Raw genomic sequence first — 14,572 nt, 5'->3', positions numbered from 1 at the left:
GATACAGCGCAGCTCCCAGATAGCGGGTAAGCCTCGCTCCTACGGAAAGAGTGGTTTCCGACAAATCCCAGGCATAAAAAAAGCACCCCGAGGGGTGCTTTTTTGTCGCTGGCGCTTAGCGCTTCAGCGAAGCCGGCAGGTGCGGCTGGATAGCGGTGAGGACCGCCTTGAAGCATTTGGTGTTGCCGGCAACCACGTGGCCTTTTTCCAGGAAGTCGTGACCGCCGGTGAAGTCGCTCACCAGGCCACCGGCTTCTTGGATCAGTAGGGCGCCCGCAGCCATGTCCCACTCGGACAGGCCTGACTCCCAGAAGGCGTCGAAACGACCGGCAGCCACGTAGGCCAGGTCCAGGCTGGCAGCGCCGGCGCGGCGGATGCCGGCGGTCTGGCCGACCAGGGCGCGGAACATGCCCAGGTAGTTGTCGAGGTTGTCCATTTGGTCGTCACGGAACGGGAAGCCGGTACCCAGCAGGGCGCCGTCCAGGCTGGTGCGGCCGCTGACGCGCAGGCGACGACCGTTCAGTTGGGCGCCGCGACCACGGCTGGCGGTGAATTCTTCCTGGCGCACCGGGTCCAGAACCACGGCGTGTTCCAGGCGACCACGGTATTTGCAGGCGATGCTGACAGCGAAATGAGGAATGCCGCGCAGGAAGTTGGTGGTGCCGTCCAGTGGGTCGATGATCCACAGGTAGTCTTCGCCTTCACCGCTGCCAGCGTGCAGACCGGTTTCTTCACCGAGAATGCCGTGAGTCGGGTAGGCCTTGCGCAATGCGTCGATGATCTTCTGCTCGGCAGCGCGATCAACTTCGGATACGTAGTCTTTGGCGTCTTTTTCGTCGACCTTGATGGTATCCAGGCGCTCGATGGAGCGGAAAATCAGTTCACTGGCGCTGCGGGCGGCGCGCAGCGCGATATTCAGCATTGGCTGCATGGATAGGTCACCTAAGGTTGTTAAAGAAAGCCGAGCATTCTAGCAGAAAACTTTTGCAGATGAAGGTCGACATTCGCTCCGCTTGCTTGGTCTGCCGCTCAAGCCCATAAATACGCGGACATTTTGACGAGTGGTGGTTCGTCTGCAACTGGTCGGCTTCTATAAGGTGCGATCCAGAAGCAGTTATTTTTGAGGCGGGAGCGCTGGCTGTTCTGTAAGATTTGCTCCCCTTTCCCGTGTCCGAGAGCGCCTCCCTTGCTGCAGAACATTCGTGTCGTCCTGGTCAATACCAGTCATCCCGGGAACATCGGTGGTGCTGCACGTGCCATGAAGAACATGGGGCTGTCGCGGATGGTGCTGGTCGAGCCGCGAATTTTCCCGTCCCATGAGGCCGATGCGCGGGCCTCCGGCGCTACCGACATTCTGGAAAACGCTCAGGTGGTCGCCACCCTGGAAGATGCCCTGGCCGGCTGCACCCTGGTGTTTGGCACCAGCGCCCGTGACCGGCGTATTCCCTGGCCGTTGCTCGACCCCCGGGAGTCCGGGGTCAAGGTGGTGCAGGAGGCAGGGCAGGGCGCCGAAATTGCCTTGGTCTTCGGTCGTGAGGATTCCGGCCTGACCAATGACGAGCTGCAGCGATGTCATTTTCACGTGCATATCCCTTCGGACCCGGAGTTCAGCTCGCTGAACCTGGCGACGGCGGTGCAGGTACTGGCTTATGAAGTGCGTATGTCCTGGCTGGCGGCCGAAGGTCAGCCGAGCAAGGTCGAGAAGGATGAAGTGGCGTCGCCGCGCAGCGATGAGCTGGCGACCATGGACGAACTGGAGCGGTTCTACGAGCATCTGGAGCAGACGCTGGTGGCCATCGACTTCCTCGATCCGGAAAAACCACGGCACTTGATGGCGCGCCTGCGCCGGTTGTACGGACGCAGCTCGGTGAGTCGGGCGGAAATGAATATTTTGCGTGGCATCCTCACGGAAACCCAGAAAGCGGCCCGTGGCGAGCTCCTTAAGCGGAAGAATGATGATGTTTGAGCGTTTGCGTGAAGATATCCAGAGTGTTTTCCATCGTGACCCGGCGGCGCGTAATGCATTCGAGGTCCTGACCTGCTACCCGGGCATGCATGCCATCTGGATTCATCGCCTGTCCGGCGCGTTGTGGGGCATGGGTTGGAAGTGGCTGGCGCGCCTGGTGTCGAACTTCGGGCGCTGGTTGACCGGGATCGAGATTCACCCGGGGGCCAAGGTCGGTCGCCGTTTCTTTATCGACCACGGCATGGGCATCGTCATTGGCGAGACTGCTGAGATCGGTGACGACGTCACCCTCTATCAGGGTGTGACCTTGGGCGGCACCAGTTGGAACAAGGGCAAGCGTCATCCGACCCTGGAGGATGGCGTGGTGGTGGGGGCGGGCGCCAAGGTGCTGGGGCCGTTCACTGTAGGGGCGGGCGCCAAGGTCGGCTCCAATGCGGTGGTGACCAAGGCGGTGCCGGCTGGCGCCACGGTGGTGGGTATTCCCGGGCGCATCATCGTCAAGTCCGATGACGAGCAGGAAGCCAAGCGCAAGGCCATGGCCGAGAAGCTCGGTTTCGACGCCTATGGGGTCAGTGAAGACATGCCGGACCCGGTGGCGCGGGCCATTGGCCAGTTGCTCGACCATCTGCAGGCCGTCGATGGGCGTCTGGAGGGTATGTGCGGGGCCTTGAAGGATCTGGGTAGTAACTACTGTGCCAAGGATCTTCCGGCGCTGCGCGATGAGGATTTCGCGGGCGTCAAGGACAAGGGCGACAGCCAGGTCGGTTGAGCCTTTCTGGCGCTTTGGCGTTGATCGCGAGCAGGCTCGCTTTGTCGAAGTGAGCCGGCTCGTGCAGCGCCCAAAAGGGCGTTGGCGACCCATTAGTCACCGAGCAAATCCAGGGCGTGCCATTACCCTGCAGACTTTGCTATGATTCGCGCGCTCTTTTGCGGGTAAACCTGACTAAAGTAGTAGGTCTTATAGTTGACTTAATTACTCGGGAATTGCATACTCGCTCCCATCCCGAAACACTCCGTGGTACTTGTCCATGCGACTGACTACAAAAGGCCGATACGCGGTAACAGCCATGCTTGACTTGGCGTTGCACGCGCAACATGGGCCGGTGTCCCTGGCCGATATCTCTGAGCGCCAAGGCATCTCCCTGTCCTATCTCGAACAGCTCTTCGCCAAGCTGCGCCGCAGCAATCTGGTGTCCAGCGTGCGTGGTCCAGGCGGTGGCTACCAGCTGTCGCGTGACATGCAAGGCATTCAGGTGGCCCAGGTGATCGATGCGGTGAACGAGTCGGTCGATGCAACCAAATGCCAGGGCCAGGGCGATTGCCATTCCGGCGACACCTGTCTGACCCACCACCTGTGGTGCGATCTGAGCCTGCAGATTCACGAATTTCTGAGCGGTATCAGCTTGGCTGACCTTGTGACTCGCCGTGAGGTGCAAGAAGTAGCCCAGCGTCAGGATCAGCGCCGCTGTAATGGCAAGGCGCAGCACCTGGACAAGATTGAAGCGTCCGCCGTCGAATGACAGCCAAAGAGCTAGCGGCACGCCAGCCAGCCTGATTTAGGAGAGAGTCCATGAAATTGCCGATTTACCTTGATTACTCAGCGACCACCCCGGTTGATCCGCGTGTCGCGCAAAAGATGAGTGAATGCCTGCTGGTCGACGGAAACTTCGGTAACCCGGCGTCCCGTTCCCATGTGTTCGGCTGGAAAGCCGAAGAGTCGGTGGAAAATGCCCGTCGCCAAGTGGCTGACCTGGTCAATGCCGACCCGCGTGAAATTGTCTGGACCTCCGGTGCCACCGAGTCCGACAACCTGGCAATCAAGGGTGTCGCGCATTTCTACCACACCAAGGGCAAACACCTGATCACCTCGAAGATCGAGCACAAGGCTGTCCTGGACACCATGCGCCAACTCGAGCGTGAAGGCTTCGAAGTCACCTACATCGAGCCGGGCGAAGACGGCCTGATCACTCCGGCCATGGTTGAAGCCGCCCTGCGCGATGACACCATCCTGGTTTCGATCATGCACGTGAACAACGAAATCGGCACCATCAACGACATCGCCGCCATTGGCGAGCTGACTCGTTCCAAAGGCATTCTGTTCCACGTCGACGCGGCTCAGTCCACCGGCAAGGTCGACATCGACCTGCAGGCGCTGAAAGTCGACCTGATGTCCTTCTCCGCCCACAAGACCTACGGTCCTAAGGGTATCGGTGCGCTGTACGTCAGCCGCAAGCCGCGGGTTCGCCTCGAAGCGACCATGCACGGCGGCGGTCACGAGCGCGGCATGCGTTCCGGCACCCTGGCCACCCACCAGATCGTTGGCATGGGCGAAGCCTTCCGTGTAGCCAAGGAAGACATGGCTGCCGAAAACCTGCGCATCAAGGCGTTGAGCGACCGTTTCTACAAGCAGGTCGAGCACCTGGAGGAGCTGTACATCAACGGCAGCATGACCTCCCGCGTACCGCACAACCTGAACCTGAGCTTCAACTACGTCGAAGGCGAGTCGCTGATCATGGCGCTCAAGGACTTGGCGGTTTCCTCCGGTTCGGCCTGCACCTCGGCTTCGCTGGAGCCTTCGTACGTGCTGCGCGCCCTGGGCCGCAACGACGAACTGGCACACAGCTCGATCCGCTTCACCTTCGGCCGCTTCACCACCGAAGAAGAAATCGATTATGCCGCGCAGAAAGTCTGCGAGGCCGTGACCAAGCTGCGCGCTCTGTCGCCGCTGTGGGACATGTACAAAGACGGCGTCGATATCTCGAAGATCGAGTGGGCGGCACACTAAATATAGAAGCCGCCAGGTACAGCTCCTGTAGCGACGCGGCGACTGACGCAGGCGTAACTACAGGGGCTCAAGAGCGGCCCTGATGAGTGAGGATTAAGAATCATGGCTTACAGCGAAAAGGTCATCGACCACTACGAGAACCCGCGCAACGTCGGCAAGATGAACGCGGAAGATCCTGATGTCGGCACCGGCATGGTCGGCGCTCCGGCGTGCGGCGACGTGATGCGCCTGCAGATCAAGGTCAACGAACAGGGCATCATCGAAGACGCCAAGTTCAAGACCTACGGTTGCGGTTCGGCTATCGCCTCTAGCTCCCTGGCTACCGAGTGGATGAAAGGCAAGACTCTGGATGAAGCAGAGACCATCAAGAACACTCAGCTGGCTGAAGAGCTGGCCCTGCCGCCAGTGAAAATCCACTGCTCGGTACTCGCCGAAGACGCCATCAAGGCCGCCGTTCGCGACTACAAGCAGAAGAAAGGCCTGATCTGATTTTCGCGGATCAGCTTTCACAGATTGAGCGACAAGTAAGGAGTCACGATGGCTATCAGCATGACAGAAGCGGCTGCTCAACACGTGCGGCGCTCCCTCAACGGGCGCGGCAAAGGTGATGGGATTCGTCTGGGTGTTCGCACCACGGGCTGTTCCGGCCTTGCCTATGTCCTGGAGTTCGTCGACGAGATCGGTGAAGACGATCAGGTGTTCGAGAGTCATGGCGAGAAAGTGATCATTGATCCGAAAAGCCTGACCTACCTGGATGGCACCGAACTGGACTTCGTCAAGGAAGGGTTGAACGAGGGCTTCAAGTTCAACAACCCCAACGTGCGCGGTGAATGTGGCTGCGGCGAAAGCTTCAACATCTGAGGCAGCTCGTGGGTACTCCTTGTCATTTCGCTTTATTTGAGCTGCAACCGAGCTTCCGCCTGGATCTCGAGCAGCTGGCCGCGCGCTATCGTGAGTTGGCGCGTGCCGTTCATCCGGACCGCTTCGCTGACGCTTCCGAGCGTGAGCAGCGCTTGGCGCTGGAACAATCCGCCAGCCTCAACGAGGCCTACCAGACTCTCAAGAGTCCTCCCAAGCGCGCGCGATACCTGCTCGCGATGGGCGGCCATGAGCTGCCGCTGGAGGTCACGGTGCACGATCCGGAGTTCCTCCTGCAGCAGATGCAGTGGCGCGAAGAGCTCGAGGATCTGCAGGACGAGGCCGATCTGGCCGGTATTGCAGCTTTCAAGCGCCGCCTGAAAGTGGCCCAGGATGAATTGAACGAAAGCTTCGCAGCCTGTTGGGATGATGCTGCGCAACGCGAACAGGCCGAGCGCCTGATGCGGCGCATGCAGTTCCTCGACAAGCTCACCTACGAAGTGCGCCAGTTAGAAGAGCGCCTCGACGATTAACCCAGTGCCGCTCCGGTCGCACGCCTGATATACAGATAAGTCCAGATAAACATGGCCCTACTGCAGATCGCTGAACCCGGCCAAAGTCCTCAACCGCACCAGCGTCGCCTGGCTGTGGGGATCGACTTGGGTACTACCAATTCGCTGGTCGCTGCCTTGCGCAGTGGTCTTTCCGAGCCGCTGGCCGACGCCAGCGGGCAGGTCATCCTGCCATCTGCCGTGCGCTATCACGCCGACCGTGTCGAGGTGGGCGAGTCCGCCAGGCTGGCGGCGTCTGCCGATCCCCTGAACACTGTGTTGTCGGTCAAGCGCTTGATGGGGCGTGGTTTGTCCGACGTCAAGCAGTTGGGCGAGCAGCTGCCATACCGCTTCGTCGACGGCGAGTCGCACATGCCGTTCATCGACACCATCCAGGGCCCGAAAAGTCCGGTGGAAGTCTCCGCCGATATCCTCAAGGTCCTGCGCCAGCGCGCCGAGTCGACCCTGGGCGGTGAGCTGGTGGGGGCGGTGATCACCGTTCCGGCCTATTTCGACGATGCGCAGCGTCAAGCGACCAAGGATGCGGCCAAGCTGGCCGGTCTCAATGTGTTGCGTCTGCTCAACGAGCCGACCGCGGCGGCCGTGGCCTATGGTCTGGATCAACACGCCGAAGGCGTGGTGGCCATTTATGACTTGGGTGGCGGGACTTTCGATATTTCCATTCTGCGCCTGACCGGTGGTGTCTTCGAAGTGCTGGCCACCGGTGGCGACAGCGCCCTGGGCGGTGACGATTTCGATCATGCGATCGCCGGCTGGATCATCGAGAGCGCCGGCCTGTCCGCCGATCTCGATCCGGGCAAGCAGCGCAATCTGCTGCAAATCGCCTGTGCCGCCAAGGAAGCGCTTACCAACACCCCGTCGGTCGACGTGACCTATGGCGCCTGGTCGGCACCGCTGACCCGCGAAGCCTTCGATGCCCTGATCGAACCAATGGTGGCGCGCAGCCTCAAGGCCTGCCGTCGCGCCGTGCGTGATTCCAATGTCGAGCTGGAAGATGTCCAGGCAGTGGTCATGGTCGGTGGTTCGACCCGTGTTCCACGGGTTCGCGAGGCGGTCGCCGAAATGTTCGGTCGCCAGCCGCTGACCGAGATCGACCCGGACCAGGTGGTGGCCATTGGTGCCGCGATCCAGGCCGATACCCTGGCCGGCAACAAGCGCGATGGTGGCGAACTGCTGCTGCTTGATGTGATTCCGCTGTCCCTGGGGCTGGAAACCATGGGTGGGTTGATGGAGAAGGTGATTCCGCGCAACACCACCATCCCCGTTGCCCGGGCCCAGGACTTCACCACTTACAAAGATGGCCAGTCGGCCATGATGATTCATGTGCTGCAAGGCGAGCGCGAGCTGATCAGCGACTGCCGTTCCCTGGCGCGTTTCGAACTGCGCGGCATTCCGGCCATGGTCGCCGGGGCAGCGAAGATCCGCGTGACCTTCCAGGTCGATGCCGACGGTCTGCTGAGCGTGTCCGCTCGTGAACTGGGCTCGGGCGTCGAAGCCAGCATCCAGGTCAAGCCCTCCTACGGTCTGACCGATGGCGAAATCGCCAGGATGCTCAAGGATTCCTTCCAGTACGCCAGCGACGACAAGGTCGCCCGCGTGCTGCGTGAGCAGCAGGTCGATGCCCAGCGCCTGATCGAGGCGGTGCAGGGTGCTCTGGACGCGGACGGCGAGCGTTTGCTGGATGCCGAAGAGCGCATGGTCATCGAGCTGCAAATGCAGGAATTGAGTGAATTGATGCGTGGTACCGATGGTTACGCCATCGAGCAGCAGACCAAGCGTCTGTCGCAAGTGACCGATGCTTTTGCTGCCCGCCGCCTGGACTCGACGGTGAAAGCCGCTCTGGCGGGGCGCAATCTGAATGAAATCGAGGAATAACTGATGCCGCAGATCATTTTTCTGCCACACGCCGTGTTTTGCCCGGATGGCCTGGTTGTAGAGGCTGCCCCGGGTACCTCGATTCTCGAAGTGGCGCATGACAACCACATCGAGATCGAGAGCGCCTGCGGCGGCGTCTGCGCCTGTACCACCTGTCACTGCATCGTTCGCGAGGGTTTCGACTCGCTGAACGAAGCCGACGAGCTGGAAGAAGACTTGCTGGACAAAGCCTGGGGCCTGGAGGCGCAATCGCGTCTATCCTGCCAGGCGATCGTCGGCGAGGAAGACCTGACCGTCGAAATTCCGAAATACTCGCTCAACCATGCAGCCGAAGCGCCGCACTGATTCAAGGAATCATCATGAGTCTGAAATGGGTTGATGTGCTGGAAATCGCGATTCAGCTGGCTGAATCCAAGCCGGATGTGGATCCGCGGTACGTAAACTTTGTCGATCTGCACCAATGGGTTCTGGCGCTGCCGGAATTCAGCGACGATCCGGCTCGCGGTGGCGAGAAGGTTCTTGAAGCCATTCAGGCCGCCTGGATCGAAGAAGCAGACTGAGTCTGTCCCGTACGCAGTTAGGCAATCCCTATAAACCCGCGTATAATTCGCGGGTTTAATTTTTCGCTTTAATCACCGTTTCTGGAGTTACACCATGGCTGTTCAACGTACTTTCTCCATCATCAAGCCTGACGCTGTTGCAAAAAACGTCATCGGCGAGATCGTTACCCGTTTCGAAAAAGCTGGCCTGCGCGTTGTAGCTTCGAAAATGAAGCAACTGTCGAAAGCCGAAGCTGAAGGCTTCTACGCTGAGCACAGCGCTCGTGGCTTCTTCGGCGAGCTGGTTGCTTTCATGACTTCCGGTCCGGTTGTCGTTCAGGTTCTGGAAGGCGAAAACGCTATCGCTCTGAACCGTGAGCTGATGGGCGCTACCAACCCTAAAGAAGCTGCTGCCGGCACCATCCGCGCTGACTTCGCTGAATCCATCGACGCCAACGCCGTTCACGGTTCGGACTCCGAAGCCGCTGCTGCACGCGAAATCGCTTACTTCTTCGCTTCCACCGAAGTGACCACTCGCTAAGCCAAAGGCCCGTGAGTGAAGGTGAAACCATGACTACATCGACTGGCAAAACTAACCTGTTGGGTCTGACTCAACCGGAAATGGAAAAATTCTTCGACTCAATCGGGGAGAAGCGTTTCCGTGCCGGTCAGGTAATGAAATGGATTCACCACTTTGGCGTCGATGATTTCGACGCCATGACGAACGTCGGCAAGGCCTTGCGCGAAAAGCTCAAGGCCGTTGCCGAAATTCGTGGTCCGGAAGTGGTCAGCGAGGACATCTCCAGCGACGGCACCCGCAAGTGGGTGGTGCGCGTGGCGTCCGGCAGCTGCGTCGAGACCGTTTACATTCCCCAGGGCAAACGCGGCACCTTGTGCGTTTCGTCCCAGGCAGGCTGTGCCCTGGACTGCAGTTTCTGCTCCACCGGCAAGCAAGGCTTCAATAGCAACCTCACCGCCGCCGAAGTCATCGGCCAGGTGTGGATTGCCAACAAATCCTTTGGCAGTGTCCCGGCGACCGTCGACCGTGCCATCACCAACGTGGTGATGATGGGCATGGGTGAGCCGCTGCTGAACTTCGACAACGTCATCTCGGCCATGCACCTGATGATGGACGACCTGGGCTACGGCATTTCCAAGCGCCGCGTGACCCTGTCGACCTCCGGCGTGGTACCGATGATCGATGAGCTGGCCAAGCACATCGACGTTTCCCTGGCGTTGTCCCTGCACGCACCAAACGATGCGCTGCGCAACCAGCTGGTACCGATCAACAAGAAGTACCCGCTGAAGATGCTGCTCGAGTCCTGCCAGCGCTACATGTCGTCGCTGGGCGAGAAACGTGTGCTGACGATTGAGTACACGCTGCTCAAGGACGTCAATGATAAGGTTGAACACGCTGTCGAGATGATCGCGTTGCTCAAGGACATTCCTTGCAAGATCAACCTGATCCCGTTCAACCCGTTCCCGCATTCCGGTTACGAGCGGCCGAGCAACAACGCCATTCGCCGGTTCCAGGATCAACTGCATCACGCAGGCTTCAACGTCACCGTGCGCACCACGCGCGGCGAAGACATCGATGCGGCCTGTGGACAACTGGTCGGGCAGGTGCTGGATCGCACCCGTCGTAGCGAACGTTATATCGCGGTGCGCGAATTGAGCGCCGACGCCGATATGCCGCAAAGCGCTGCGAATCGTACCTGAGAGAGGATCTCCATGACCTTGCGCGTCGCGCTGCTTCTGCTTTTTGTCAGCCTGTCGGCTGGCTGTGTTCTTTCGGGGGATTTCAACCCGATGAAGACAAGCAAGGGGCGGGACGAGGCGCGTGAGGCCTATGTTCAGCTGGGCTTGGGGTATCTGCAACAAGGCATGACCGAGCGGGCGAAAGTGCCGCTGAAAAAGGCCTTGGAGCTGGACGAGTCCGACGCTGACGCCAATGCCGCCCTGGCGCTGGTGTTCCAGGCTGAAATGGAACCCGAGCTGGCTGACCAGCATTACCGCAAGGCCCTGGCTGCGCGTCCCTCCGATGCCCGTATCCTGAACAACTACGGCAGCTTTCTCTTTGAAGAAAAACGTTACAAAGATGCTTATCAGCGCTTTGAACAGGCGGCTGCTGATACCCTGTACCCCGAACGGTCCCGAGTGTTCGAGAACCTTGGCATGACCGCCGCGATGCTGGGTGAGCGTGACCTGGCCCGGCAACACCTGGAAAAAGCCCTGCGCCTGAACCGCCAGCAGCCTCGCGCATTGCTGGAAATGGCTGAGTTGTCCTTCGAAGACAGGCATTATGTGCCCGCCCGCGACTATTACGATCGTTTTAGCCTGCTGAGCGAGCAAAATGCACGTAGTCTATTGCTCGGCGTTCGGCTGGCAACGGTGTTTGAAGATCGCGACAAGGCCGCCAGTTACGGCCTGCAATTAAAACGACTCTATCCCGGTACGCCGGAATATCAGCAATACCTGTCGGAGCAATGATGAAAGCGGCGCATCCCGAAGTTCTAGCAGCGACTCGCGTCAACCCCGGTGAGACCCTGCGTCAGGCCCGCGAAAGCAATGGTTGGTCGCTGGCTGAAGTGGCCCTCAAGCTCAATCTGACCGCAAACTCGTTGAGCAACCTGGAAGCCGGCGCTTTCGACAAGCTGCCGGGGCATACCTTCGCCCGCGGTTATATCCGTGCCTATGCCAAGTTGCTGGGGATGGACCAGGCCGTTCTGGTCCAGGCCTTCGACCAATACACGGGCACCGATTCCCAGGGCAGCAATGTGCACAGCCTCGGCCGTATCGAAGAGCCAGTACGGGTTTCCCACACCATTTTGCGCATCGTCAGCCTGTTGCTGCTGATCGCGGTGATCGGTGGTGGCTTTATCTGGTGGCAGGATCAAACGTCCGTGCGCACCAAGGAGCTGGTTGGTCTCAATCAGGAACACGTCGAAGTCGAAGGGGCCGACGGCACCACGCAGATTCATCCGATCGATGAGCCGGAAGACCAGGCGGTCGTGGAAGGTCAGACCGAGGGCGAAACCGCCCTGGCCCTGCCTGAAGCCCCGGCTCCAGGCCAGGCCCAGGCTGATGCTACAGCCCCTGCGCCAAGCGCCCCGGCTGCCGCACCTGCAGCCCCGGTTGCTCCTGCCCCAGTGGTCGTAGCACCGGCGGCACCAGCGCCGAGCGCTCCGGCCGCGCCTGCCCCTGTAGCGCCTGTGGTTGCAGCAGCGACTATTCCGGCTACCCCGGTAGCGCCAACTGCGCCCGCCGCCGCGCCTGTAGCCGGCGCGGGTCAGGTACAGATCCAGTTCACAGCCGATTGCTGGACCCAGATCACCGACGGCAGCGGCAAAGTGCTGTTGAGTGGCCTGAAGCGCAAGGGCGAGACCGCCGATGTTTCCGGCAAGCCGCCATTTGCCGTGCGCCTGGGTTATGCCCGTGGTGCGCAGGTCAGCTACAACGGACAAGCGGTCGATGTGGCTCCGTTCACCAGTGGCGAGACTGCTCGCCTGAAGTTAGGTCAATAAGTCATGCACGGCGAATCTCCAATCAAACGTCGCGAGTCCCGCAAGATCTGGGTCGGCTCGGTACCCGTGGGTGGCGATGCCCCCATTGCCGTGCAGAGCATGACCAACAGCGACACCAACGATGTGGCGGCCACTGTGGCCCAGATCAACCGTCTGGAAGCCGCCGGTGTCGATATCGTGCGGGTTTCCGTACCGGATATGGACGCGGCCGAAGCTTTCGGTCGTATCAAGCAGCAGGTCAAGGTGCCGCTGGTTGCCGACATCCACTTCGACTACAAGATCGCCTTGCGCGTGGCCGAACTGGGCGTCGATTGCCTGCGGATCAACCCCGGCAACATCGGTCGTGAAGACCGCGTGCGTGCGGTGGTGGATGCGGCCCGTGATCGCGGGATCCCGATCCGTATCGGCGTCAACGCCGGTTCCCTGGAAAAGGACCTGCAGAAGAAATATGGCGAGCCCACCCCGGCGGCGCTGGTGGAGTCTGCCCTGCGTCACGTCGAGCACCTTGAGCGCCTGAACTTCAAGGACTTCAAGGTCAGTGTGAAAGCCTCCGACGTGTTCATGGCCGTCGAAGCCTATCGCCTGCTGGCCAAGGAAATCATCCAGCCGCTGCACCTGGGTATCACCGAAGCTGGCGGTTTGCGTTCAGGCACGGTGAAATCCGCCGTGGGCCTCGGTATGCTGCTGGCCGAAGGGATTGGCGATACTATTCGCATCTCGTTGGCGGCCGACCCGGTCGAAGAAGTGAAAGTCGGCTACGACATTCTCAAGTCCCTGCATCTGCGTTCCCGTGGCATCAACTTCATCGCCTGCCCGAGCTGCTCGCGGCAGAATTTCGATGTGGTCAAGACCATGAACGAACTGGAAGGGCGTCTCGAGGATCTGCTGGTACCGCTGGACGTGGCGGTCATCGGTTGTGTGGTCAACGGTCCGGGCGAAGCCAAAGAGGCGCATATCGGCCTGACCGGCGGGACGCCGAACCTGATTTACATCGACGGCAAGCCGTCGCAGAAACTGACGAATGACAATCTTGTGGATCAACTGGAAAAGCTGATCCGCGAGAAAGCGGCCGAAAAGGTCGAAGCCGACGCAGCGCTGATCGCGCGCGGCTAATCGAACGAATTAAGGATTTTTTGTGAGCAAGTCTCTGCAAGCCATTCGTGGCATGAACGACATCCTGCCCGAGCAGACGCCCCTGTGGCGCTATTTCGAGGGCACCGTTGCGCGGTTGCTGGATAACTACGGTTACAAGCAGATCCGTATGCCGATCGTCGAGTTCACCGAGCTGTTCAAGCGCTCCATCGGTGAAGTGACCGACATCGTCGAAAAAGAAATGTACACCTTCGACGACCGTAACGGCGACTCCCTGACCCTGCGTCCGGAAGGCACCGCGGCGTGCGTGCGCGCTGTGCTCGAGCATGGCATCACTGGCGGTGGCCAGGTGCAGAAACTCTGGTACATCGGCCCGATGTTCCGTCACGAGCGTCCGCAGAAAGGCCGTTATCGTCAGTTCCACCAGATCGGTTGCGAAGTCTTCAACCTCGACGGTCCGGACATCGACGCCGAACTGATCGTGCTGACCTGGCGCCTGTGGGGCGAACTGGGTATCCGTGACGCGGTCAAGCTCGAGCTGAACAGCCTGGGAACCGCCGAAGCCCGTGCGCGTTATCGCGATGCGCTGGTGACGTTCCTCTCGGCACGCATGGACAAGCTCGACGAAGACAGCCAGCGCCGCCTGAAAACCAACCCGCTGCGCGTGCTCGACACCAAGAACCCGGACACTCAAGCCGTACTGGTGGACGCGCCGAAGCTGGCCGATTACCTGGACGAAGAGTCCCGCGTGCACTTCGAGGGGCTCAAGGCCCGTCTGGATGCCGCCGGTATCCCTTATGTGATCAACCCGAAGCTGGTGCGCGGGCTGGATTACTACAGCAAGACCGTTTTCGAATGGGTCACCGACAAGCTCGGTGCCCAGGGCACCGTCTGTGCCGGCGGCCGCTACGACGGCCTGGTCGAGCAGATGGGCGGCAAGGCTACCCCGGGTGTCGGTTTCGCCATGGGTATCGAGCGTCTGGTACTGCTGCTGGAAACTCTGGAGCAGATCCCTGAAGAGATCTCGCGCCAGGTCGACGTTTATCTCTGCGCTTTCGGGGAAGCCGCCGAACTGGCTGCTCTGGCGCTGAGTGAACGGGTTCGTGATCAGTTGCCCAACCTGCGCCTGCAGATCAACGCCGGTGCCGGCAGCTTCAAGAGCCAGTTCAAGAAGGCCGACAAGAGCGGTGCGTTGTACGCATTGATCCTCGGTGACGACGAACTGGCCCAGCAAGTGGTAGGTTTCAAACCCCTGCGTGGCCAGGGCGAACAACAAAGCATTGCCTGGGATGCGCTCGCTGCACACCTGGCCACCTGCGTCGTGCAGGGTTGAAGCTGTCAAACAGCCGATTTAGCGAATA

17 protein-coding genes are annotated in these 14,572 nt (G+C 60.3%); 16 read left to right on the top strand and 1 reads right to left on the bottom strand.

Annotation, left to right across the window (positions count from 1 at the left end; genetic code table 11):
• Positions 1-115 precede the first annotated feature (115 nt).
• Positions 116-931 carry a type III secretion system regulator SuhB gene (gene suhB, locus C4K27_RS25055; RefSeq protein WP_007929514.1) on the bottom strand — a complete coding sequence of 272 codons (816 nt, stop codon included), beginning with the start codon at positions 929-931 and terminating at the stop codon, positions 116-118.
• A 255-nt stretch (positions 932-1,186) separates the two neighbouring features.
• Between suhB and trmJ the strand changes: the two genes are divergently transcribed.
• The 16 genes from trmJ to hisS all read left to right on the top strand — a co-directional run bounded on the left by trmJ (position 1,187) and on the right by hisS (position 14,544).
• Complete coding sequence (trmJ, locus tag C4K27_RS25050) at positions 1,187-1,966, top strand: tRNA (cytosine(32)/uridine(32)-2'-O)-methyltransferase TrmJ (RefSeq protein ID WP_053262511.1); 780 nt, start codon at positions 1,187-1,189, stop codon at positions 1,964-1,966.
• Positions 1,959-2,735 (top strand): serine O-acetyltransferase, encoded by a 777-nt coding sequence (cysE, locus tag C4K27_RS25045; RefSeq protein WP_007929518.1) that lies wholly within the window; start codon positions 1,959-1,961, stop codon positions 2,733-2,735. Before trmJ ends, cysE begins: the two co-directional genes overlap by 8 nt.
• 259 nt (positions 2,736-2,994) lie before the next feature.
• A complete protein-coding gene (gene iscR, locus C4K27_RS25040) occupies positions 2,995-3,486 on the top strand; it encodes a Fe-S cluster assembly transcriptional regulator IscR (RefSeq protein ID WP_009045442.1) in 492 nt (163 codons plus the stop codon).
• A gap of 50 nt (positions 3,487-3,536) precedes the next feature.
• Entirely contained in the window at positions 3,537-4,751 is a 1,215-nt protein-coding gene (locus tag C4K27_RS25035) for an IscS subfamily cysteine desulfurase (RefSeq protein ID WP_009045441.1), read from the top strand.
• 102 nt (positions 4,752-4,853) lie between these two features.
• Positions 4,854-5,240, top strand: a complete 387-nt coding sequence (gene iscU / locus C4K27_RS25030; RefSeq protein ID WP_007929523.1) for a Fe-S cluster assembly scaffold IscU — start codon at positions 4,854-4,856, stop codon at positions 5,238-5,240.
• A gap of 48 nt (positions 5,241-5,288) precedes the next feature.
• Entirely contained in the window at positions 5,289-5,612 is a 324-nt protein-coding gene (gene iscA / locus C4K27_RS25025) for an iron-sulfur cluster assembly protein IscA (protein WP_007929524.1), read from the top strand.
• An 8-nt stretch (positions 5,613-5,620) separates the two neighbouring features.
• Positions 5,621-6,142 carry a co-chaperone HscB gene (gene hscB, locus C4K27_RS25020; protein WP_053262510.1) on the top strand — a complete coding sequence of 174 codons (522 nt, stop codon included), beginning with the start codon at positions 5,621-5,623 and terminating at the stop codon, positions 6,140-6,142.
• 51 nt (positions 6,143-6,193) lie between these two features.
• Entirely contained in the window at positions 6,194-8,056 is a 1,863-nt protein-coding gene (hscA, locus tag C4K27_RS25015) for a Fe-S protein assembly chaperone HscA (protein WP_053262509.1), read from the top strand.
• 3 nt (positions 8,057-8,059) lie between these two features.
• Entirely contained in the window at positions 8,060-8,401 is a 342-nt protein-coding gene (gene fdx, locus C4K27_RS25010) for an ISC system 2Fe-2S type ferredoxin (protein ID WP_009045439.1), read from the top strand.
• A 14-nt stretch (positions 8,402-8,415) separates the two neighbouring features.
• Positions 8,416-8,616 carry a Fe-S cluster assembly protein IscX gene (iscX, locus tag C4K27_RS25005; RefSeq protein WP_007929528.1) on the top strand — a complete coding sequence of 67 codons (201 nt, stop codon included), beginning with the start codon at positions 8,416-8,418 and terminating at the stop codon, positions 8,614-8,616.
• 94 nt (positions 8,617-8,710) lie between these two features.
• On the top strand, positions 8,711-9,136 hold the full coding sequence (gene ndk / locus C4K27_RS25000) for a nucleoside-diphosphate kinase (RefSeq protein WP_007929529.1): 426 nt from the start codon (positions 8,711-8,713) through the stop codon (positions 9,134-9,136).
• A gap of 29 nt (positions 9,137-9,165) precedes the next feature.
• Positions 9,166-10,314 carry a dual-specificity RNA methyltransferase RlmN gene (rlmN, locus tag C4K27_RS24995; RefSeq protein WP_007929531.1) on the top strand — a complete coding sequence of 383 codons (1,149 nt, stop codon included), beginning with the start codon at positions 9,166-9,168 and terminating at the stop codon, positions 10,312-10,314.
• Between the two features lie 12 nt (positions 10,315-10,326).
• Entirely contained in the window at positions 10,327-11,085 is a 759-nt protein-coding gene (gene pilW / locus C4K27_RS24990; RefSeq protein ID WP_053262508.1) for a type IV pilus biogenesis/stability protein PilW, read from the top strand.
• Positions 11,085-12,119: a RodZ domain-containing protein gene (locus C4K27_RS24985; RefSeq protein WP_053262507.1), complete on the top strand. Its 1,035-nt coding sequence runs from the start codon at positions 11,085-11,087 to the stop codon at positions 12,117-12,119. Before pilW ends, C4K27_RS24985 begins: the two co-directional genes overlap by 1 nt.
• Before the next feature lie 3 nt (positions 12,120-12,122).
• On the top strand, positions 12,123-13,232 hold the full coding sequence (ispG, locus tag C4K27_RS24980; protein ID WP_007929536.1) for a flavodoxin-dependent (E)-4-hydroxy-3-methylbut-2-enyl-diphosphate synthase: 1,110 nt from the start codon (positions 12,123-12,125) through the stop codon (positions 13,230-13,232).
• A gap of 22 nt (positions 13,233-13,254) precedes the next feature.
• Positions 13,255-14,544 carry a histidine--tRNA ligase gene (hisS, locus tag C4K27_RS24975; protein ID WP_053262506.1) on the top strand — a complete coding sequence of 430 codons (1,290 nt, stop codon included), beginning with the start codon at positions 13,255-13,257 and terminating at the stop codon, positions 14,542-14,544.
• Positions 14,545-14,572: the final 28 nt, after the last annotated feature.

The organism is Pseudomonas chlororaphis subsp. chlororaphis (assembly GCF_003945765.1).
Classification (GTDB): Bacteria; Pseudomonadota; Gammaproteobacteria; order Pseudomonadales; family Pseudomonadaceae; genus Aquipseudomonas; species Aquipseudomonas chlororaphis.
The sequence above is the reverse complement of the archived record's forward strand: the minus strand, read 5'-3'. Positions and strand labels throughout refer to the sequence as shown.